The 19,100-nt window shown below is 65.9% G+C and carries 18 protein-coding genes; 7 read left to right on the top strand and 11 right to left on the bottom strand.

Translation table 11 applies throughout. From position 1 onward, the window contains the following. Positions 1–120: 120 nt before the first annotated feature. The 6 genes from XI09_RS15000 to XI09_RS14975 all read right to left on the bottom strand — a co-directional run bounded on the left by XI09_RS15000 (position 121) and on the right by XI09_RS14975 (position 6,319). Positions 121–747, bottom strand: coding sequence for a methyltransferase family protein (locus tag XI09_RS15000; protein ID WP_271567512.1), 627 nt, complete (start codon positions 745–747; stop codon positions 121–123). Between the two features lie 27 nt (positions 748–774). Then, positions 775–1,806 carry an NAD-dependent epimerase/dehydratase family protein gene (locus XI09_RS14995; RefSeq protein WP_271567511.1) on the bottom strand — a complete coding sequence of 344 codons (1,032 nt, stop codon included), beginning with the start codon at positions 1,804–1,806 and terminating at the stop codon, positions 775–777. Between the two features lie 29 nt (positions 1,807–1,835). Further along, positions 1,836–2,354, bottom strand: coding sequence for an Mpo1 family 2-hydroxy fatty acid dioxygenase (locus XI09_RS14990; protein WP_271567510.1), 519 nt, complete (start codon positions 2,352–2,354; stop codon positions 1,836–1,838). A gap of 173 nt (positions 2,355–2,527) precedes the next feature. Beyond that, positions 2,528–3,211, bottom strand: a complete 684-nt coding sequence (locus XI09_RS14985; RefSeq protein WP_271567513.1) for an OmpA family protein — start codon at positions 3,209–3,211, stop codon at positions 2,528–2,530. Next, a complete protein-coding gene (locus tag XI09_RS14980) occupies positions 3,211–3,627 on the bottom strand; it encodes a hypothetical protein (RefSeq protein ID WP_271567509.1) in 417 nt (138 codons plus the stop codon). The genes XI09_RS14985 and XI09_RS14980 overlap by 1 nt, the downstream gene beginning before the upstream one ends. Before the next feature lie 91 nt (positions 3,628–3,718). Beyond that, positions 3,719–6,319, bottom strand: a complete 2,601-nt coding sequence (locus XI09_RS14975; RefSeq protein WP_271567508.1) for an ATP-dependent helicase — start codon at positions 6,317–6,319, stop codon at positions 3,719–3,721. A gap of 238 nt (positions 6,320–6,557) precedes the next feature. Between XI09_RS14975 and XI09_RS14970 the strand changes: the two genes are divergently transcribed. Further along, positions 6,558–6,728, top strand: coding sequence for a DUF1328 domain-containing protein (locus XI09_RS14970; protein WP_271567507.1), 171 nt, complete (start codon positions 6,558–6,560; stop codon positions 6,726–6,728). A gap of 175 nt (positions 6,729–6,903) precedes the next feature. Here the strand turns inward: XI09_RS14970 and XI09_RS14965 are convergent, their stop codons facing one another. Next, positions 6,904–7,407, bottom strand: coding sequence for a thioesterase family protein (locus XI09_RS14965; protein WP_271567506.1), 504 nt, complete (start codon positions 7,405–7,407; stop codon positions 6,904–6,906). Between the two features lie 85 nt (positions 7,408–7,492). On the opposite strand from XI09_RS14965, the gene XI09_RS14960 reads away from it, so the two are divergent. The 3 genes from XI09_RS14960 (at position 7,493) to XI09_RS14950 (ending at position 10,801) form a co-directional block, all read left to right on the top strand. Then, positions 7,493–8,917, top strand: a complete 1,425-nt coding sequence (locus XI09_RS14960) for an FAD-binding oxidoreductase (RefSeq protein WP_271567505.1) — start codon at positions 7,493–7,495, stop codon at positions 8,915–8,917. A 102-nt stretch (positions 8,918–9,019) separates the two neighbouring features. Continuing rightward, entirely contained in the window at positions 9,020–10,324 is a 1,305-nt protein-coding gene (locus XI09_RS14955; RefSeq protein WP_271567504.1) for a Spy/CpxP family protein refolding chaperone, read from the top strand. A gap of 114 nt (positions 10,325–10,438) precedes the next feature. Further along, a complete protein-coding gene (locus XI09_RS14950; RefSeq protein WP_271567503.1) occupies positions 10,439–10,801 on the top strand; it encodes a hypothetical protein in 363 nt (120 codons plus the stop codon). A 6-nt stretch (positions 10,802–10,807) separates the two neighbouring features. Here XI09_RS14950 and XI09_RS14945 read toward each other — a convergent pair whose 3' ends face one another. The 3 genes from XI09_RS14945 to XI09_RS14935 all read right to left on the bottom strand — a co-directional run bounded on the left by XI09_RS14945 (position 10,808) and on the right by XI09_RS14935 (position 15,314). Further along, entirely contained in the window at positions 10,808–12,475 is a 1,668-nt protein-coding gene (locus XI09_RS14945) for a SulP family inorganic anion transporter (RefSeq protein ID WP_271567502.1), read from the bottom strand. Between the two features lie 297 nt (positions 12,476–12,772). Then, the gene (locus XI09_RS14940) at positions 12,773–14,257 is read right to left on the bottom strand and encodes a caspase family protein (RefSeq protein WP_271567501.1); all 1,485 of its coding nucleotides are present in this window, start codon (positions 14,255–14,257) and stop codon (positions 12,773–12,775) included. Positions 14,258–14,393: 136 nt separating this feature from the next. Further along, positions 14,394–15,314, bottom strand: coding sequence for a LysR family transcriptional regulator (locus XI09_RS14935; protein WP_271567500.1), 921 nt, complete (start codon positions 15,312–15,314; stop codon positions 14,394–14,396). A 95-nt stretch (positions 15,315–15,409) separates the two neighbouring features. Here XI09_RS14935 and XI09_RS14930 point away from each other — a divergent pair, with 95 nt between their 5' ends. Continuing rightward, the gene (locus XI09_RS14930) at positions 15,410–15,853 is read left to right on the top strand and encodes a DoxX family protein (RefSeq protein ID WP_271567499.1); all 444 of its coding nucleotides are present in this window, start codon (positions 15,410–15,412) and stop codon (positions 15,851–15,853) included. A gap of 38 nt (positions 15,854–15,891) precedes the next feature. Here the strand turns inward: XI09_RS14930 and XI09_RS14925 are convergent, their stop codons facing one another. Next, positions 15,892–16,140 carry a hypothetical protein gene (locus XI09_RS14925; RefSeq protein WP_271567498.1) on the bottom strand — a complete coding sequence of 83 codons (249 nt, stop codon included), beginning with the start codon at positions 16,138–16,140 and terminating at the stop codon, positions 15,892–15,894. A gap of 67 nt (positions 16,141–16,207) precedes the next feature. Here XI09_RS14925 and XI09_RS14920 point away from each other — a divergent pair, with 67 nt between their 5' ends. Continuing rightward, entirely contained in the window at positions 16,208–17,239 is a 1,032-nt protein-coding gene (locus XI09_RS14920; RefSeq protein WP_271567497.1) for a TRAP transporter substrate-binding protein, read from the top strand. A 7-nt stretch (positions 17,240–17,246) separates the two neighbouring features. Then, positions 17,247–19,100, top strand: coding sequence for a TRAP transporter large permease (locus XI09_RS14915; protein ID WP_271567496.1), 1,854 nt, complete (start codon positions 17,247–17,249; stop codon positions 19,098–19,100).

Raw genomic sequence — 19,100 nt, 5'->3', positions numbered from 1 at the left:
GAATCTATCGATTGGGGATGGTGGGAGTACCGCACGACGAATCTTCGCCAAACTCCTCCTTCGGGTAATGGGTCCTGGCTTTCGCCAGGACGACATCGGAGGATATGGCGGCTGGTCACATCACCGCGGCGACAGGAACGGGATGATCATCGGCACGCGGCGGCAATAGGCGCCGTAGGCGTCCTCGCCGAGCTCCTTCGACAGGAACACCTCTTCCATCCGCCCCTTCTGCCACATGCCGAGCGAGATCAGGATCGCGCCGAGGATCGCGGTCACCGTGCCGACCGCGATGCCGGTCGCCAGCATGCCGGCGATCAGGCCGGTGTAGATCGGATGACGGACGATGCCGTACGGGCCGGTGTCGATGACGCGGTGGTCTTCCTTGTGGGTGATGGTGTTGGACCAGAACTTTCCGAGATGCAGCCGTCCCCACCAGGTGAAGGAGATGCCGGCGAGCACGATCAGCGCGACGATGTAGACGCCAATGTTGCTGAACACCCAGAGCGGCTTCTCACCCAGCACTTCGGCGGTCCACGGCGTGAACAGGATGCCGCCGACCAGGATCGGGATGCGATAGCGGCCGGACTCCAGCGTCATCACCTGCTTTTGCGTGCGGCCCTGCCAGAACGAGGCGCCGACCCAGCTTGCGAGCCAGGCGAGCCAGATCAGGGCGAGCAGTTGCGTCGGCCAGGTCGTGGTCCAGCCACCCCAGGCGACAGAGAGAAGCTTGCTGAAATCGAAGGACATGAAGGTTCTTTGCGTTGGGCGGCGGCGTTAGCCCGCGCGCGAGGAGAGCGCGTGTTGCTCGATGGCGCCGGAGGGCAGCACGCCGCCGCGGGCGAGCAGATGGGTGATGGTTTCACGCAGGACCGGCTCGATCGGGCGCGGCGAGTAGCCGAGCTCGGTCCGCGCCTTGCCGATCGAGAGATCGCTCGCGGCGAGCGCAATGCGTACGCCCTCTGCGGTGCCGTTGGGCGGCCGGCGCGTGAAGTTGTCGGATAGATATTCGAGCATGATGCCGGAGAGCTCGGCGATCTTGCCGGGCACGACGATCGGGAACTGCCGGCGGCCGCTCATCGCCGACATCATCCGCAGGATGCGGCCGAGCGGGACGCAGTCGCCGCCGAGGATGTAGCGCTGGCCGATGCGGCCGCGCTCCATCGTCAGCACGAGGCCCATGGCGACGTCGCGGACATCGACGAGATTGACCAGGAAGTTGAGATGCGGCTGCACCTTCTTCTGGAGGAAGTACCAGAGCATCGCGGTCGGCGGCGTCAGATTGTGGTCGGCAGCTCCAATCGGCATGGTCGGCGTGCCGATCACGAGCGGAAAGCCATTGGCCGCGGCCTTCGCGGCGTGATGCTCGGCGAGCGACTTCGACCGCGTATAGGCGCCGGGCATCGCGTCGGCCGGCTGGAGCGCCTCTTCGGCGGGAACGCCGTTCAGGTCGGCATAGGGGAACAGGATCGATTCCGTCGAGCAGTGCAGGAAGCGCGACACGCCGCGCTTCATCGCAGCTGCCAGCACGACCTCGGTGCCGCGGAAATTGACGTCGTGAAAGTCCTGCTTGTTGGCAACCCACATGCCGGGCAGGCCGGCGAGGTGATAGACCTGATCGACGCCGGCCAGTGCGGCATCGACCGCGGCGCCGTCGAGCACCGAGCCGTGAACATAGTCGACGTCGGTATTGGCGGCGGCCGGCGGCCGGACATCGAGAACACGCACCCGCTGCCCACGGGCGCGGAGCGATTCTACGAGATGATGTCCGATGAAGCCGCTGCCACCGGTAACCAGTACGAGAGCCATGAAGAAGGTTTGCTGTTTCGCTTCTAGAGCTATCGGGTTGAAAGGGAATTGGTCGGAAGAGGCGCTAGAATCGCGGCAAGGTCGCGACGGAAGCCCAGTGCAATGAATAATTTTGCCATGACAAACATCGGTCCCAGCAAAAGATGCGACGGAAACGTGAATAACGAGGCTTCGCGCCCCTCAAAAACCTTGTGGCCGATGGTCTGCGCGGCGAGGCCGAGCACGACCAGCGCGGCGAAAATCGCCCACATCGTCATGATGCTAACTTGCGCCGAAATGGTCGTCGCGATCGAAAACAGCACGATGGAGACGGCCAGAATGCCGACCCCGAGCGCAACGTCGAGCAGCAGCCAATAGATCAGAACCGGCAAGGCCAGGATGACCGCCAGGCTGAGTTCAGTTCCGAACAGCGGCACCTTCACCAACGTCAGCGGCAGCACGGCGCCCGTGAACAGCAAGAGGATGCCGACCACATGCATCGCCGTATTCCGGGGATCGCGATGGTACTCGACATAAACGGCAAGTTGGCGTTGAAACAAGCCACCCATCTTGGTCTCATGCAGCACAGGGTTGGGGAAGACGAACCAGAGCCTATAGCACCTGATAGGGCAGTGCACAAACCGGCACTATTGTCGCGCAAGACCGTGCTGTCGCGCTGTGAAACAGGTCACAAAACAATCAGGACTTCAAGGGGTTCCGTCAGGTGCCGAGGCGCGCTTGCTCAGCGCTTCTTGGCGGGCTTTTTCGCCGCAGGCGCAGGTGTCGCAGCCGGATGCGCGGGCGCCTCCTCCGGTACCTTGGCAAAGGTCAGGATTTGCAGCTGGCCGTTGACGGCCGAGGTCGGCTTCGCCCGGTCGAGAAACTGCTCCTCGCCGAGGCCGATCGGGTGCAGCCGCTTGGTCGAGATCTTGAACGTGTTCACCAGCACGTCGCGGATCGCGTCCGCCCGACGCTGGCTCAGGATCGCGTTGGCCTCGCGCGTCTTCGAATTGGATTCGACGTGGCCGACGATCAGGAAGGTGTAGGGCAGCAGCGAGGAATGAACCAGCGCATCCGCGATGCGGCCGACGGTCTGGTAGGACGCCGGCTGGATGATCGGCGTGTCGGCGTCGAACTGGATCTGCGCGTTGAAGGCGGGCAGCTTGGTAAGATCAGGCGCGATCGGCGGCCGGTTCACCGGCCCCGGATCGTTCTTGATCCTGGCCTTGGCGCGCTCCATCACCTGCTGCTTCAGCGCCGGAAGGTCGATTTCGGCGGCCTCTTCGAAATGGTTCAGCTTGCCGACGATGTCGTCGCGGGTCGGCGGCGCCGTCTGCGCGCTGGCTGCGCCCGCGAGCAAGGCGAGACCAAGACTGATACCAAGAGCGATGCCTCGTCCGGCGGTGGAGAGCCCCTTCGCGCGCATCATCGATACCCCGCGTCGTCCACGGCCTTCAGGCAGTTGTTGCTGATGCCCTTGGGCGTCGAGACCAGGCAGGGGATCGACTTGCTGGTCTCCTTGGTCGAGCCGCCGCAGACCTTGACGATCTCGCGCTGGCAGGCGTTCGCCACCGCGATGCGTGCGGCGACGCGCTTCTGGATGGCGTCGAAGGCGCCGAGATAGTCGCTCTGGCATTGCGGGGAGAGCACGTCCCGGTTGCGGGACAGGCACTCCTTCAGCCGGGTCGAGTCCGGATTGACGCCGCGGCAATTGGCGACGATTTCCGCACCGCAACTTGCCGCCAGCTTTCCGATCGCATCGCCAAAGCTCATCGTCTCCGCCGCCGCAAGCGACGGCATCCCCAATGCAAGCACGATCAATGTGATGGAGCCCCGGACCATGGCCACATCTGATACGGGGAAGTTCGCGGTGGTCAAGGGGCGTAGAGGGAAGAAAGATGGCGGCGTAACGCCGCCGCAACAGGGGAGGGCCTCACGCCCGCTGCACGAAGCTGTCCACGACTTTCTTCTCGCCGGCCTTGTCGAAGGCGATGGTGAGCTTGTTGCCGTCGATCTTGGTGACGCGGCCGTAGCCGAATTTCTGGTGGAAGACGCGGTCGGAGAGCGAAAATTCCGAGGTCGTTCCGGTGGATTTGGCGACCAGTTCGCCCTCGATCGTCATCGGCCCGCGCCGGCGCGAGGAGAAGCTGCCGAAATCGGGGCCTGATGACGAGGAGGACGAGAACGTCGCGGCCTCTTCCTCGAAGCCGCCGCTTTTGCCGCCGCCATTGCGGCCGCCGCCCCGGTTGCGGTTGCCTTCTCGGTTTGCCTGGGCGCGCTGCCAGCCCGGCGTCGAATAGGTCGACCCGAACGCCTCCATGTCGTCGAAGCGCGAGGCGCCATAGCCGCCGGTGCCGCCCCAGGCCGAGCCGCCCTTGGATTCCGTGATCTCGACATTGGCCGCCGGCAATTCGTCGAGGAAGCGCGACGGGATCGTGGTCGACCAGGTGCCATGGATCCGGCGGTTGGTGGCGAAATAGATCATGGCGCGGCGCCGCGCCCGGGTCAGGCCGACATGGCCGAGCCGGCGCTCTTCCTCCAGCCCGGCGCGGCCCTGTTCGTCCAGCGTGCGCTGGCTCGGGAACAGGCCTTCCTCCCAGCCCGGCAGGAACACGTTGTCGAATTCGAGGCCCTTGGCCGAATGCAGCGTCATCAGCGACACCGCGTCTTCCTCGGCGCCGCCGTCGCGGTCCATCACCAGCGAGATGTGCTCCAAAAACCCTTGCAGGTTCTCGAACTCCTCCATGGAGCGCACCAGCTCCTTGAGGTTTTCGAGCCGGCCCGCGGCGTCCGCCGAACGGTCCTTCTGCCACATCTCGGTATAGCCGCTCTCGTCGAGCACGATCTGGGCGAGGTCGGTATGCGCGGTGACTTCGCGCTGGGCGCGCCAGCGGTCGAACTGCGCGACGAGGTCGCGCAAGGATCCGCGCGCCTTCGGCTTCAGCTCGTCGGTCTCGACCACCGCACGCGCCGCCTCGAACAGCGGAATGCGGCGCTTGCGGGCGTGGTCGTGCAGCATCTGCACGGTGGCATCGCCGAGGCCGCGCTTGGGCGTGTTGACGATGCGCTCGAAGGCGAGATCGTCGGCCGGTGAGTTGATGACACGCAGATAGGCCAGCGCGTCGCGGATTTCGGCGCGCTCGTAGAAGCGCGGGCCGCCGATCACGCGATAGGGCAGGCCGAGCGTGACGAAACGGTCTTCGAACTCGCGCATCTGGTAGGACGCACGCACCAGGATCGCGATCTCGTTCAGCTTCTCGCCCTGGCGCTGGATCTGCTCGATCTCCTCGCCGATGCCGCGGGCTTCCTCTTCCGAATCCCACGAGCCCGTCACCGTGACCTTCTCGCCGTCCTGGTCCTCGGTGCGCAGCGTCTTGCCGAGCCGGCCTTCATTGTGCGCGATCAGGTGCGAGGCGGCGGCGAGGATGTGGCCGGTCGAACGGTAATTGCGTTCGAGGCGAATGACCTTGGCACCGGGGAAATCGTGGTCGAAGCGCAGGATGTTGTCGACCTCGGCGCCGCGCCAGCCATAGATCGACTGGTCGTCGTCGCCGACGCAGCAGATGTTCTTGACGTGGGTTCTTTCGTTCGCGGGAACGGGCGCCACATCATCATTCTCGTCATCACCGGGCCGACGCGAAGCGTCGTGACCCGGTGATCCATCTTGTGAAGAATCGCTGGATTGCCGGGTCAAGCCCGGCAATGACGGGCTGGAAGAAGGCGCCTGCGACAGCAGCCGCAGCCACAGATATTGCGCGACGTTGGTGTCCTGATATTCGTCCACCAGGATATATTTGAAGCGCTGCTGATACTGCCGCAGGATATCCGGGTGCTCGCGGAAGATGCGGATGTTCTCCAGCAGCAGGTCGCCGAAATCGGCGGCGTTCAGGATCTTCAGCCGCTCCTGGTAGCTCGCATAGAGCTTGCCGCCCTTGCCGTTGGCGAAGACAGCGGCTTCGCCTGGGGGCACCTGTGACGGCGTCAGGCCGCGGTTCTTCCAGCCGTCGATCAGGCCGGCCAGCATGCGCGCCGGCCAGCGCTTGTCGTCGATGTTCTCGGCCTGAAGCAGCTGCTTCAGCAGCCGGACCTGGTCGTCGACGTCGAGCACGGTGAAGTTCGACTTGAGCTGCGCCAGCTCGGCATGGGTGCGCAGGATGCGGCCGCCGATGGAGTGGAAGGTGCCGAGCCACGGCATGCCTTCCACCGCGTGGCCGAGCATCTGGCCGAGCCGGTGCTTCATCTCGCGCGCGGCCTTGTTGGTGAAGGTCACCGACAGGATCTCGGCGGGGCGGGCGCGGCCCTGGCTCAGGATATGGGCGATGCGCGTGGTCAGCACGCGGGTCTTGCCGGTGCCGGCGCCGGCCAGCACCAGGACCGGGCCGTCCAGCGTCTCCACCGCCTCGCGCTGCTCGGGATTGAGCCCGGACAGATATTTCGGGCCCACCGAGGCGCGCGCACGCGCGGCGATGCCGCCGGCTGCGGGCTGGTGGTCGGGGACGCTGGTGATCTTGCTCGGCTCGGTCATGCGAATCATTTGGCCCCACGATGGCACCGCGGGGTGACGGGAGGGAGCCTTCATAACAGGGATTGGTGCCTATATGGGGCGGCGGTGCGAGGTTTTCCACGTACGTGGCAGGCCGATTTGTTCCTACGGGAGCTGCCAATTTCCACCTTGCGTGGGCAGGAACCATCGTTCCCGCGTCGAGATTGTCTGGACAGGTGGCGCGGCCAGCCGCGCCGACGCAGACAAATATCAAGACGAGGATTTGACCATGCTTGGCTGGGTTGTGACGTTTCTGGTTATCGCACTGATCGCCGGTATCCTGGGCTTTGGCGGCATCGCCGGCGCTTCGATCGAAATCGCCAAGATCATCTTCTTCATCGCGGTCGCGCTGTTCCTGGTTTCGGCCGTGGTGGGCCTCGCCCGCGGCCGCAGGATCTAGCGCAGCGCGGTTCACCTCTCCCGTAGGGAGAGGTCGGATCGCATCGTAAGATGCGATCCGGGTGAGGGGTTACGGCCTCACGGATCGCTGCGGCCCCTCACCCGGATTGCTTCGCAATCCGACCTCTCCTCGTCGGGGAGAGGTGAACCACAAGCGGCTGACGGTATCTGATCCGTTACCGCTTCGAGGGCATCGCCACGCTCCGGCCGACGCCCTCGGGCCGGGCTAAGTCGCTATGGGCCTTGGCGATGCCTGCGATGCGCTGCTGGATATCGGGCGGAAACGCCGCAACACGCCGTGCGTTCATGTCCATGTGCAGCGACATGTTCTCCGAGGTGGCCGATAGCCAGCCTTCGGTGGCGTGCCTCATCTCCTCGAACGTATGCAGCCGCTTGTCGTCGGCCTCCAGCAGCCACACCAGGATCTGCACGGGATCGCCGAGATGGATCTCGCGCAGATAGCGCACATGGCATTCGGCGGTGAAGGTCGAGCCGTGACGCTCGTTCTTGTAGACCGGACCGATGCCGAGCTCGAGCCAGAATTCGTCGATCGCCCGGTCGAACATCACGTTGTAATAGGCCATGTTGAGATGGCCGTTATAGTCGATCCATTGCGGCTCGATCTGCATGATCGAGGCGCGGAACGGCTCGGCCTTGGGCGCAGTGGCGGTCTCCGGCATGTGTCCTTCCCTAGCTATGCGTCCGGTCGCTTGACTTGACCGGTTAGATGTCCTTTGCCACGGTTCTTCTGTCGGAGGAATTTCCGTGGGTACGACCATCACCAATAATCCGCCGCGGCCGGAGCCGAAAGCCCTCGCGAGCGCACTGGAGCAGCTTGCCGCACGCTTCGGCAACCGCCTCATCACCTCGCAGGCCGTCCGCGAGCAGCACGGCCATACCACCACCTGGATTCCCAACCAGCCGCCGGATGGCGTGGTGATGGCGCAGGAGACCGCCGACATCCAGGACGTGGTGCGCATCTGCGCCAGGAACCGCGTGCCCGTGATCGCCTTCGGCACCGGCACCTCGCTGGAGGGCCAGGTCAATGCGCCCGCCGGCGGTATCTCGATCGACCTGCGCGACATGAACAAGGTGCTCGCGGTGCATGCCGAGGATCTCGATTGCGTGATCCAACCCGGCGTCACCCGCAAGGCGCTCAACGAGCATCTGCGCGACCAGGGCCTGTTCTTCCCGATCGATCCCGGCGCGGACGCTTCCCTCGGCGGCATGGCCTCGACGCGCGCCTCCGGCACCAATGCGGTGCGCTACGGCACCATGCGCGACAGCGTGCTGGCGCTGAAGGTGGTGCGCGGCGACGGCGAGATCATCACGACCGGCACGCGCGCCAAGAAATCATCCGCCGGCTACGACCTGACGCATCTGTTCGTCGGCGCCGAGGGCACGCTCGGCATCATCTCGGAACTGACCATCCGCCTGCGCGGCATCCCCGAGACCATCGCGGCCGGCGCGGTGTCGTTCGAGACGGTTCACGGGGCCTGTCAGGCCGTGATCCTGGCGATCCAGACCGGCATTCCCGTGGCGCGCATCGAGCTGCTCAACGCCGCGCAGGTGAAGGCTTGCAACGCCTATTCCAAGCTGACGCTGCCGGAGACGCCGCTGCTCTTGATGGAATTCCACGGCAGCGGGATCGAGGTCGCCGAGCAGTCCAAGGCCTTTGGCGAGATCGCAAAGGAATGCGGCGGCGGCGACTTCTCCTGGACGACGAAGCCGGAGGATCGCACCAAGCTGTGGCAGGCGCGGCACGACGCCTATTGGTCCGTGAAGGCGCTGCGGCCCGGCGACAGTGTCGGCGTGGTCGCCACCGACGTCTGCGTGCCGATCTCGCGGCTTGCCGATTGCGTCGGCGAGACCGAGGAGGATCTCAAGCGCCTCAATCTGCTGTCGCCGATCGTCGGCCATGTCGGCGACGGCAATTTCCACTGCTCGCTGGTCTGCGACACCAACGACGCCGACGAGATGGCGCGCGGCGAGGAGTTCATGCATCGCCTGGTCGAGCGCGCGCAGGCGATGGACGGCACCTGCACCGGCGAGCACGGCATCGGCCAGGGCAAGCAGAAGTACCTCAAGGCCGAACTCGGTCCCGAAGCGCTCGACGCGATGCGGGCGCTGAAGCAGGCGCTCGATCCGCTCAATATCTTCAACCCCGGCAAGATCGTGCCCGAGGCGTAGGGTCTGCGCAGCCAAGGACCGGGAACTTTCGGCAATGTTGCCGGTTCCAATTCCCGCCTAGTTCCGATGCCTGAATGGCAGGGCTCTGCGCGGGAGGGTATGATGATGCGACCGGTCGTTGGAATTGCCGCGGTGGCGTTTGCCTGCATGCTGGCGGGCGCGGCTCTGGCGAAGGGTGGCCACGGCGGCGGTCATGGCGGCGGGCATGGAGGCGGGCACGGCGGTGGTCACCACGGCGGCGGCCATTTCCACGGTCACGGCGGTGGGCACGCGCACGGCGGCGGGCATCATCGAGGGATGCGGTTTGTAACCGGCGCCCGACATGGTGGTCCGAACTTCGGTCAGATCCGCAATGCGGCCATCCGCCCCGCGAATTTCCGCAACGCCCTCAACGCGCATTCCAGCGCCTTCCGCAACGGCCGTCTGATCGGCAATCCGGCGGCGCGAGCCCAGATCGCGGCGGCGGCCGCGCTCGCCGGCTGGCATGGCGCCAGCAGCGGATGGTGGCAACATGCGGGCGGCGGTTATGGCTGGGTCGGGCCGCTGTTCTGGCCGTTCGCCTATAACGATCTCTACGACTATACGATCTGGGGCGACGGTCTCGGCTTCTGGGGCTACGGCTATCCGGACATCTATGCCGGCATCTTCGGGCCCTATGGCTACGACGGTCTTTCGGCCTATCTGCCGCAGCGGCCGCAGGGTCGGCGGCAAGCGCGCGGCGTTGCGCTGGATCAGCTTTGCGGCAGCGACCGCCGCGAGATCGTCGGTCTGCCGATCGACCAGATCGCCGCCGCGGTGCAGCCGAGCGAGGCGCAAGGCGCAAGCCTCGACGAGCTCGGCAACGCCTCGATCCTGGCATCGGGCATGATCCGCGCGTCCTGCCCGGCGCAGGTCGCGGCGACGGCGCCCGGTCGGCTAACGGCAATGCAGCAGCGCATCGAGGCGATGGCGAAAGCCGTCGATCTCGTTCAGCCCGCCCTGGACAAGTTCTACGGCTCGCTCACGGACGAGCAGAAGGCGCGCTTCAATGCGCTGGCCGAGGACCAGCGTCGTACGACAGCTCCCAACAACACCGAGGGATCGCTGGTCCAGAATTGCGGTGCGGCGGCTGCGCTCGATTGGCCCGGCGCCGACATCGAGGCGCGGCTGCACCCCAACGACACGCAGCGTGCGGCGCTACAGGTGCTCCAGGATACCAGCGCCAAGGTCAGCGCATCGCTCAAGGCGGCCTGCCAGCCCAACGACGTGATGACGCCGCCGGCGCGAATGGCCGCGGTACGCAAGCGGCTCGACCTGATGCTCGACGGCGTCAAGTCGGTTCGCGCAGCGCTGGAGGATTTCTACGCGACGCTGAATGACGAACAGAAGGCACAGTTCGAGGCCATCGGACCACGCCGGACATCCTGAATGCGCCAGGAAGCGAGGTGGAAAATTGCCTCGCCGATCTCGACAGGCCTCTCTATGCTGAACGAGCCTGAGGAGCGGTAATACGGCGGCTGGAAGACCGCAGGTGGTGGGGCGATGAAGTGGTTCGCGAGGCAGAAGGTGGCGGACATCTGGGACGAGACGATCGAAGGGCCGCTCGGCGACATCGAAGCCGCCGCGCGTATCCGCGCCATTTGTGACGCCGCGGCCGCGAGCGCGGCAGGTTCCGCGCGCAACGACAAACGTGAGAGCGAACGTTACGAGCGCGCGGCCAAGGTCGCGATGGAAATCGCGATGAATATCTCGGATGGATTGATGCGCGATGACGCGGTCCATCGCATCGTCGATCTCTGCATGACAGCGAACGATCTCAAGACGGCGCAGATCCTGTTCCGCGCGATCCATGCCAGCTGGATCCGCGAAACGATACAGCGGGATCACCCCACGCTGGTGCAGTGAACGCCGCTATTTCGCCAACTTGCGCACCGCCTCGTCCACGCTGTGGAAGACGTGCTCGCGGGGCAGGGCGTCGAACAATCTGAAGCGTTCGAACGCGTCCTGGGCGCGCACCGATTCCAGCCGCGCCAGCGCAACCGTGACGCCCTGTTCGCTGCACGCCTTGAACAGTTCGAGCAAGATCTGCGCGGCGGTGAAGTCGATCTCGACCATGCCGCTCGCCTCCAGCACCAGCAGTTGCGGCGTCGCCGTGCCGAGCACCTTGGCCACGTCGCTGCGGAAGCCCGGCGCGTTGAGGAAGGACAGCGGCGCCTGGAGCCCGATCACGGCGACGCCTGCGATGCGCTCGCCGGCGATGTGCGGATGCGCGGGCCACCAGATCGTGGTGCCCGGCACGCGCTCGAACTCGACCAGCCTGGCGCGCGTGGTGCTCCAGATGCCGTGCAGCAGCGACAGCACGATGCCGAGGAACGCGCCCTGCTGGATCGGCAGCACGATGATCAGTGCGGCGGTGGCGACGATCAGCAGGAACTCGCTTGGGGATTGGCGGTAGATCGTGACGATCTGCTTCACGCGGATGATGCGCAGCGCGACGAACAGCAGGATGCCGCCGAGCGCAGCGTCCGGAACGTGCTGCAACAGGCCGGTGCCGAATGCGAGCAGCGCCAGCACGATCGTCCCGGCGGCAAGGCCCGCGAGCTGCGATTGTCCGCCGGTCTCCGCGACGATGCCCGTCCGCGGCGGGCTGGCATTGACGGGAAAGGCGCCGAACAGGCCGGACAGCACGCTGCCGGCGCCGGCGCCGAGGAAATCGCGGTCGACATCGGCAGGGCTATCGGGATCGGACGGGAACGACCGCGTGGTCGCGGCCGTCTGCACCATCACCACGACCGTGATCACGAAGGCGAGCGGGACGAGACGCACCCACAGCTCCGGCGCAAGCTCGGGCAGGGTCGGTCGCGGCAGCGTGCCCGGCACGCTGCCCACGACGTTGACGCCCTTGCGCTCGAGGCCGAGCGCGATTGTGGCCAGCGTCGCGGCGACGAGCCCGATCAGCGCGCCGGGAATTTTCGCGCTGACCTTCTCGGACATGAAGACCACGGCCAGCACGCCCAAACCGATGCACAGCGTGAAGGGATTGGTGCGGCCGAGCTGGCCAGCGAGCACGCCGATGCGATCGAGTGTCGGCCCGCTCGGCGATTCAAGCCCGAGCACGCCCGGCAGTTGCGACACGATGATGTGGACGGAGATGCCGGCGAGGAAGCCGACCATTACCGGCACCGACAACAGGTTCGCGATTCCGCCGAGACGGAAGGCGCCGCCCGCGAGCATCATGGCGCCGACCATCAGCGCCAGCGCAATCGCAAGCCCCTGATAGTCCGGCGACCCGGTGGCGGCCAGCGCCGCAAGCCCGCCGGCGAAGATCGGCGTGATGGTCGAGTCCGCGCCGCAGGACAGGAAGCGGTTGCCGCCGAGCAGCGCAAAGCCGAGCGAGCCCGCCATGAAGGCGAAGAAGCCGATCTGCGGCGCGAAGCCGCCGAGCCGTGCCGTCGCCATCTGCTCGGGAATCGCGATCGCCGCCAGCGTCAGCCCCGCCATCAGGTCGCCCGGCAGTGAATAGGAGGCGAGCGAGCGGAAGAGCGGCCATGCGTGCTTGGCGTCGGCATCGTGCGGCATCGATGTGGAATCCCCGGAAAGGCTCGTGTCGATCACACTACAGCATTTCCGGACTGGAAGCGGCAGACGGTGGATATCCACCACGTGTCCCGGACGCGCTGCGCTGCGTCCGGGGCACGAGAGCCGCAGGCGGCGGCTTCTCCGTCGTCATTGCGAGCCAACGGGTCCGCGCAAAGCGCGGCCCGATGACAGGCTCCGCGAAGCAATCCAGATTCCCACCGCGGCGGCAGTCTGGATTGCTTCGCTGCGCTCGCAATGACGGAGGACATACTGTCCTCCGTATCGCGCGAGTCCCCGTCAGTACCGGCCGCGGTCGTTGTGATAATCGCCGCCGCGGCCGCCACCACCCATGCCCATGCCGATGCCAATCCCGATGCCGATGCCTTGCATCACGGCGCCGGGCGGCGGGCCGGGGGGCGGCGCGCGCTCGTAGACCACTTCGTCGGGCGGCGGCCGGCGCGGCTTCGGCGGCGTCTCGACGACCTTGCGCTTCGGCGGCGTGTCGTCGACGCGCTTCTTGATAATGGGCGCCACTGTCGGATTGACCGGTGTTGCCGGTGTCGATGGCGCCGAGCACGGGCAGGTCGGGGCCATTGCGACGGCGACGGGAGCGGGCGTGGCTGCGACCGTCGCGGGCAGGACGTAGTTGCGGTTCTGCACGCGGAGCAGCAGCCTGCGCGCGGTCGCGGCGAGGTCGCTGTTGTCCCAGTTCGCCAGATACGCCTCGAACGAGGCGCGGGTGTTGATCGCCACCGCGCGCTCCCAGGCCAGCATCTGGCGCCGGCGCTCCAGCACCGTGCGCAGGCGCGGCGTGCGGGCGTCCTGCGTGTACAGCTCGATATAGGCCTGGTACGCCTCGGCGGTGTCGTCGGCGATCACGAGCTCATAGGCGACCTTCGGCTCCTTGCCCTGCAAATCCTTGCGCCAGTCCGCGACGCTGCGCGTGCCGCCGGCGAGCGCCATGGCGGAAGCGCCGGGAATTGCAGGCTGCTGGCTGCTGCTCTCGCCGCCGAAGAACTTGAAGTCGGTCGTCAGCGAGGAGCTTTCCCACGGGATCTGCCGCCCGTCGGTCGATTGCGCCACGGCGATGCGGATGCGTTTGAACACTTCCTCGATCGGCAGGTTCGGTTGCTTGGCGACCGAGAGCGCCGCGGTGGTGTAGGGGCTGTCGATGCCGGAGCCGTCTTCGGCTTCGGCGCCGGGCGAGGTCGAATAGGAAATGAACGAGCCGGGCGCGCCGGCCTTGGTGTCGACGATCGCAAGCCCGTGGCCCGCGCCGCTCAGCGCCGGGAACGGATTGTTGCGGCAGGCGTCGAGCATGAAGATGCGCGCCCGCGTCGGCAGCGCGCCGAGCGTGTTGAGCAGGTCGTTCAGCCGCACGCCCTGGAGCGGAATGTCGGCCTCGCGCTTGGGATCGAGATCGACCGGCACCAGATAGTTCTCGCCGTCGATCTGAAGCCCGTGGCCGGCATAGAACACCAGCGCGACGGTGTCGGCGCCGCTGGCGCTGACCTTGCCGGCGAAATCCGAGATCGCCGTGCGCATCTCGTTCTGCCCGAGGTTGGCCGCCGTGGTGACGGTGAAGCCGGCATTGCCGAGCAGCTCGGTCATGCCCTTGGCGTCGTTGGCGGCGTTGGGCAGTTCCGGCACCGTGCGATAGGCGGATTGGCCGATCACGAGGGCGAGCCGCGATTCGGCTGCGGCCTCCGTCGGCGTCATCAGCTGCGTGAGTGCAAGAAGGCTGGAAGCAAGGAACAAATGACTGAGGATTGGACGGCGCATGGTGTCACCTCCATCGGCAATGGGCGCGAGGATGTCACCTTTTCTAGTCGTCCGCCATGACCCTGTCTGTGCACTGGATCACGTTGCGAGCTGCGGCAAAATGGGCAGCGGAACTGGCGTGTCAGGCCGTGCGCCGTCAGAACAGTCCGCGGTCCCAGGGCGGGTCGGGCGCAAGATGCGCGGCGAGAAAGTCGATGAAGGCGCGCACCTTGGCCGGCGGACGGCGGTCGGGCAGGTAGACCGCATGCACGGCCGAGGTCTGGATCTCCGGTTGGTCTAGCGGAAGAGCTAGAAGCGTGCCGGCGCGAAGGTCGTCGGCGATAATGAAGGTTGGCTGTCGTGCCAGCCCCAGGCCCGCCAATGTTGCCGCGCGCAGCGCATCGCCATTGTTGGCGCGCAGGGTGCCGCTGACCTGGACGCGGATCTCGCCGTCGGCGCCGAACAGCCATTCCGCCGCGCTCGCCTGCTGCGAGAGCGTGTAGCCGAGGCAATTATGCGCGGCGAGGTCGGCGACGCGGCGCGGCGTGCCGTGTTTCGCCAGATAGGACGGCGCGGCGCAGACGACCATGCGGTTCGGCGCGAGCCTTCGCGCCACCATGCTGGAGTCGCGCAGCTTGCCGATGCGGATCGCAAGGTCCCAGCCTTCCTCGGCGAGATCGACGAGGCGGTCGTTGAGGCCGAGCTCGACGGTGACCTCGGGATGGCGCTCCGAAAACTCGGCGATCGCCGGCGCGATCTGCCGCGTGCCGAACACGACGGGGACATTGACCCGCAGCAGCCCGCGCGGCTCGACGCGCTCGCGCGCGATCGCGGCGTCGGCGGCCTCCATGTCGGCGAGGATGCGCTCGGAGGATTCCAGATAGCTCCGTCCGGCCTCGGTGATGGACAGCCGCCTCGTGGTGCGGTGGAACAGCTTTGTGCCGAGCCGGGCCTCGAGCGCGGCGACATGCTTGGTCACCATGGTCTGCGACAGGCCCATGGCTCGGGCCGCGCCCGACAGGCTGCCGATCGCGGCCACCTTGGCGAAGACTTCCAGGCCGGTCAGCCGGTCGAGCATTCATCTCACTCTATTGGTGTGAAGTATATTTTCAATATAGCAGATTATCATTCAACTGAGAATAGATCATAGCTGCCTCCAACAAGGAGACCGCCATGATCGATTCCCGTACCGCTCCCTATGCCGCGCTCGTGCTGCGCGTGACGCTGGGCGCTCTGTTCCTCGCCCACGCCGGCCTGAAGCTGTTCGTCTTCACCCCGGCCGGGACCGCGAAATTCTTTGGCAGCCTCGGCTTTCCGCCCGAGCTCGCCTATCTCATCATGACGGTCGAAGTTCTCAGCGGCGTCGCGCTGATCCTCGGCGTCTGGACCCGCTATGCAGCGCTGGCCGGCATCCCGATCCTGCTCGGTGCGATCTTCACCGTGCATGGTGCCGCCGGCTTCTTCTTCACCAATCCGAAGGGTGGCTGGGAATTCCCCGCCTTCTGGGCGATCGCGCTCGCGGCGCAGGCCCTGCTCGGCGACGGCGCCTATGCGCTGCGTCCCTCGCGTGATGTCGCGGCGGCGGGCGGCCAGCTCAGCGGCGCGCATTCGCGCTGACGTCACCACATTCGCTCAAACCTTTGCGAGCCGCGGGATCACGATCCCGCGGCTTTCGTCATTTTGCTGCGTTCCAATCCGATCAATCTGCGTTCGGCATTGATCCATACCTGAATTGGATCGATCCGTCGCAATCTTGCATGGCAGGCCTTGTCGCTGCCGTGCGGCATGCGCGAAAACACCGATAAACAAAGGCGTTTCGTCTCGATTTTCTGCAGTGCGCCGGTCGCGCGCGCCATCGCGACGCCGCCGGGTGCATCCCTTGCCTGTATCGTCGCTTTGGCCATACAGTCGATGCAAAGGCCGCGGCAACGACCGCGGCCGCAAACAATAATATTGGGGAGAGACCGCGCCATGACCATCGTGCCCGTGAACCGTCGCGCGTTCATGAAGTCATCGGCGGCGGCCACCGCCGGCCTCGTGCTCTCTCCCGCCATCATCGGCCGCGCCGAAGCCGCGACGCTGAAGCTGAAATGCTCCTCCTCGCTGCCGAACGATCCCAAATACGCCAACGGCCGCGTCTACTACGACAATCTCGTCAAGAACCTGAAGGCGAACGGCCTCGGTGAGCAGGTCGAGGTCGCCTTCTTCCCGGACAATCAGCTCGGTCAGGAAATCGACGTCATCAATTCGGTGAAACTCGGCGTCATCGACCTCATGGTGTCAGGCTCGTCGATCTCGGCGAATCTGACGCCGCTGGTCGGCACCTTCGACCTCGGCTTTCTGTTCTCGAGTTTCCCGCAACAGACCAAGGCGTTCGACGCCGGCGCCGCCAAGCCGATCGAGGACGCGCTGCTCAAGGGCAGCAATATCCGCATCATCGCGTGGGCCTACAATTTCGGCTCCCGCAGCGTGCTGGCGAGGAAGCCGGTGAAGACGCCGGAGGATCTCGCCGGCCTCAAGATCCGGACGTTGCCAAATCCCGTCATCACGGAATGCCTGCGCCTGATGGGGGCCGCTGCGACGCCGCTGGCGTTCGGCGAAATCTACACGGCATTGCAGGCCGGCGTGCTCGACGGGCTGGAGCACGATCCGCCGACGACCCTGGCCAGCAAGTTCTTCGAAACGGCAAAATTCTACGCGCTGACGCAGCACAATTTCTCGCCGCTTGCGATCTACTTCAGCGACATGACCTACAACCGCATGGACCCGAAGCTGCGCGAGGGCTTTCTCGATGCTGCGAAGAAGGCCGCAATCGACACGCGTGCCCATGGGCTTGCGGTCGAGAAGGAGGCGCTGGCGGCCTTGACCGAGAAGGGCGTGACGGTGGCCGAATGCGACCGCGAGGCGTTCAAGAAGCGCGTCGCACCGCAGACCGAGAACTTCATGAAGGCGCGGCCGGAGTCCAAGCCGGTCATCGACATCATCCGCGCGACTCAAGCTTGAGATGACGATGACAGCCGCCGTGCCGCTCTCGGGCGGCCGCCACGGGAGCATTACGCTGCTGCTTCGCGTCAGCGACGCGATCGCGGCCATTCTCCTGGCCGCCGATCTCGTGGTCGTCTGCGCGTCCGTGCTGCTGCGCTTCTGCTTCAATGCGCCGGTCGAATGGTCTGACGACGTCGCGCGCGGCCTGATGGTCGGTTCGGCCTTCTTTGGCGCGGCGAGCGCGCTGGCACGCGGCGAGAATGTCGGCGTGTCCTTCTTCCGCGACCTGTTGCCGGCGAGGTTGCGGGCGCTGGTCGATGCCGCGGGCGCGCTGCTGGTGGTGCTGATCTCGGGCTACGTCGCCTATCATGCCATCAAGCTGGGCTCGCTGACGGCGGGCCAGACCACCGGATCAGGGCTGCCGCTGGAGCTCACCTTCTATCCGATGGGCATCGGTGCGCTGTTCATGACGGTGTTCGCGATCGACCAACTCTGCGCCCGGCCGCTTCCTGATATCGTCAGGGGGCTCGTTGCAATCATCGTCGTCACCGGCCTCTATCTCGCCTGGGATTATCTGTCGCCGTCTTCGGTGCCGTCGGCGGGCACCTTGATGCTGATCGGCTTCTTTGTGACCCTGTTCGGCGGATTGCCGATCGGCTTTGCGCTGGCGCTGGCGGCGCTGATCTTCATCTGGGTCGAGGGCGCGCTGCCGGGTGTGATCTTCGCCCAGCAGATGGCGCGCGGCATCGACAATTTCGTGCTGCTGGCGATCCCCTTCTTCATCCTCGTCGGCTACCTCATGGAAGCCAACGGCATGTCGGTGCGCCTGATCGAGCTGTTGCAGCGCGCGGTGGGGCGCATGCGCGGCGGCCTCAACGTCGTGATGGTGGCCTCGATGGTGCTGTTCTCCGGCATCTCAGGCTCGAAGATGGCCGATGTCGCCGCGGTCGGCTCGGTGCTGATCCCGGCGGCGCGCCGCTCGAAGCAGAATCCGGGCGGCGCGGTGGCGCTGCTCGCGGCGTCCGCGGTGATGGCGGAGACCATCCCGCCCTGCATCAACCTGATCATCCTCGGCTTCGTCGCGAACCTGTCGATCGGCGGCCTGTTCGTCGCGGGGCTCTTGCCGGCGGCGCTGATGGCGCTGGTCCTGATCGCGGTGTCCATCATCTTCGGCAAGCGACCGGCGGATGCCGAGGACGTTGCGCCGCAGATGCCGGTGTCGGGCCTGTGGAGCGGCGCGATCGCCTCGCTCGGCCTGATCTTCATGATCTTCTTCGGCTTCAAGAGCGGCTTTGCCACGGCCACCGAAATCTCGGCGTTTGCCGTGGCCTATGCGCTCGTTATCGGCAGCCTGGTGTTCCGCGAGCTCGGCTTCAAATCGGCCGCGCACAGTTTCGTGCAGGCCGCAACGCGCGCAGGGCTCGTGCTGTTCATCGTCGCCGCCGCGCAGTCGCTTGCGTTCACGCTGACTTTGCAGCAGGTGCCGCATGCGGTCGGCGACTTCATGCTCGGATTATCCAAGACGTCAGGCGTCTGGCTGTTCATGCTGCTCGCGATCGCCGTGCTGATCGTGATGGGCTCGGTGCTGGAAGGCGCGGCCGCGCTGATCATCTTCGGGCCGCTGCTCTTGCCGGTGGCCGTGCAGCTCGGCGTCGATCCCCTGCATTTCGGCGTGGTGCTGGTCATCGCGATGGGCATCGGCCTGTTCGCACCGCCGCTCGGGCTCGGACTCTATGGCGCCTGCCTGATCGGCAACGTGCCGATCGAGCAGACGGTGAAGCCGATCATGGGTTATCTTGGCCTCTTGTTCCTCTGCCTGCTCGTCATTGCCTTCGTGCCATGGCTCTCGACGGCGCTGCCGCGGGCATTCGGCTACTGA

Origin of the sequence: Bradyrhizobium sp. CCBAU 11386 (assembly GCF_028128955.1) — a bacterium.
Classification (GTDB): domain Bacteria; phylum Pseudomonadota; class Alphaproteobacteria; order Rhizobiales; family Xanthobacteraceae; genus Bradyrhizobium.
Note: the sequence above shows the minus strand (reverse complement) of the source record. Positions and strands in the feature narration are given on the sequence as shown.

Bases quoted from the DNA above. Each gene is read 5' to 3' on its own strand.
- XI09_RS14985 (WP_271567513.1), bottom strand. From the start codon at position 3,211: ATGCGCGCGAAGGGGCTCTCCACCGCCGGACGAGGCATCGCTCTTGGT.
- XI09_RS14920 (WP_271567497.1), top strand. From the start codon at position 16,208: ATGACCATCGTGCCCGTGAACCGTCGCGCGTTCATGAAGTCATCGGCG.
- XI09_RS14990 (WP_271567510.1), bottom strand. From the start codon at position 2,354: ATGGGTGGCTTGTTTCAACGCCAACTTGCCGTTTATGTCGAGTACCAT.
- XI09_RS14940 (WP_271567501.1), bottom strand. From the start codon at position 14,257: ATGCGCCGTCCAATCCTCAGTCATTTGTTCCTTGCTTCCAGCCTTCTT.
- XI09_RS14955 (WP_271567504.1), top strand. From the start codon at position 9,020: ATGATGCGACCGGTCGTTGGAATTGCCGCGGTGGCGTTTGCCTGCATG.
- XI09_RS14970 (WP_271567507.1), top strand. From the start codon at position 6,558: ATGCTTGGCTGGGTTGTGACGTTTCTGGTTATCGCACTGATCGCCGGT.
- XI09_RS14950 (WP_271567503.1), top strand. From the start codon at position 10,439: ATGAAGTGGTTCGCGAGGCAGAAGGTGGCGGACATCTGGGACGAGACG.
- XI09_RS14995 (WP_271567511.1), bottom strand. From the start codon at position 1,806: ATGGCTCTCGTACTGGTTACCGGTGGCAGCGGCTTCATCGGACATCAT.
- XI09_RS14930 (WP_271567499.1), top strand. From the start codon at position 15,410: ATGATCGATTCCCGTACCGCTCCCTATGCCGCGCTCGTGCTGCGCGTG.
- XI09_RS14935 (WP_271567500.1), bottom strand. From the start codon at position 15,314: ATGCTCGACCGGCTGACCGGCCTGGAAGTCTTCGCCAAGGTGGCCGCG.
- XI09_RS14965 (WP_271567506.1), bottom strand. From the start codon at position 7,407: ATGCCGGAGACCGCCACTGCGCCCAAGGCCGAGCCGTTCCGCGCCTCG.
- XI09_RS14945 (WP_271567502.1), bottom strand. From the start codon at position 12,475: ATGCCGCACGATGCCGACGCCAAGCACGCATGGCCGCTCTTCCGCTCG.
- XI09_RS14980 (WP_271567509.1), bottom strand. From the start codon at position 3,627: ATGGTCCGGGGCTCCATCACATTGATCGTGCTTGCATTGGGGATGCCG.
- XI09_RS15000 (WP_271567512.1), bottom strand. From the start codon at position 747: ATGTCCTTCGATTTCAGCAAGCTTCTCTCTGTCGCCTGGGGTGGCTGG.
- XI09_RS14915 (WP_271567496.1), top strand. From the start codon at position 17,247: ATGACAGCCGCCGTGCCGCTCTCGGGCGGCCGCCACGGGAGCATTACG.
- XI09_RS14925 (WP_271567498.1), bottom strand. From the start codon at position 16,140: ATGGCCAAAGCGACGATACAGGCAAGGGATGCACCCGGCGGCGTCGCG.
- XI09_RS14975 (WP_271567508.1), bottom strand. From the start codon at position 6,319: ATGATTCGCATGACCGAGCCGAGCAAGATCACCAGCGTCCCCGACCAC.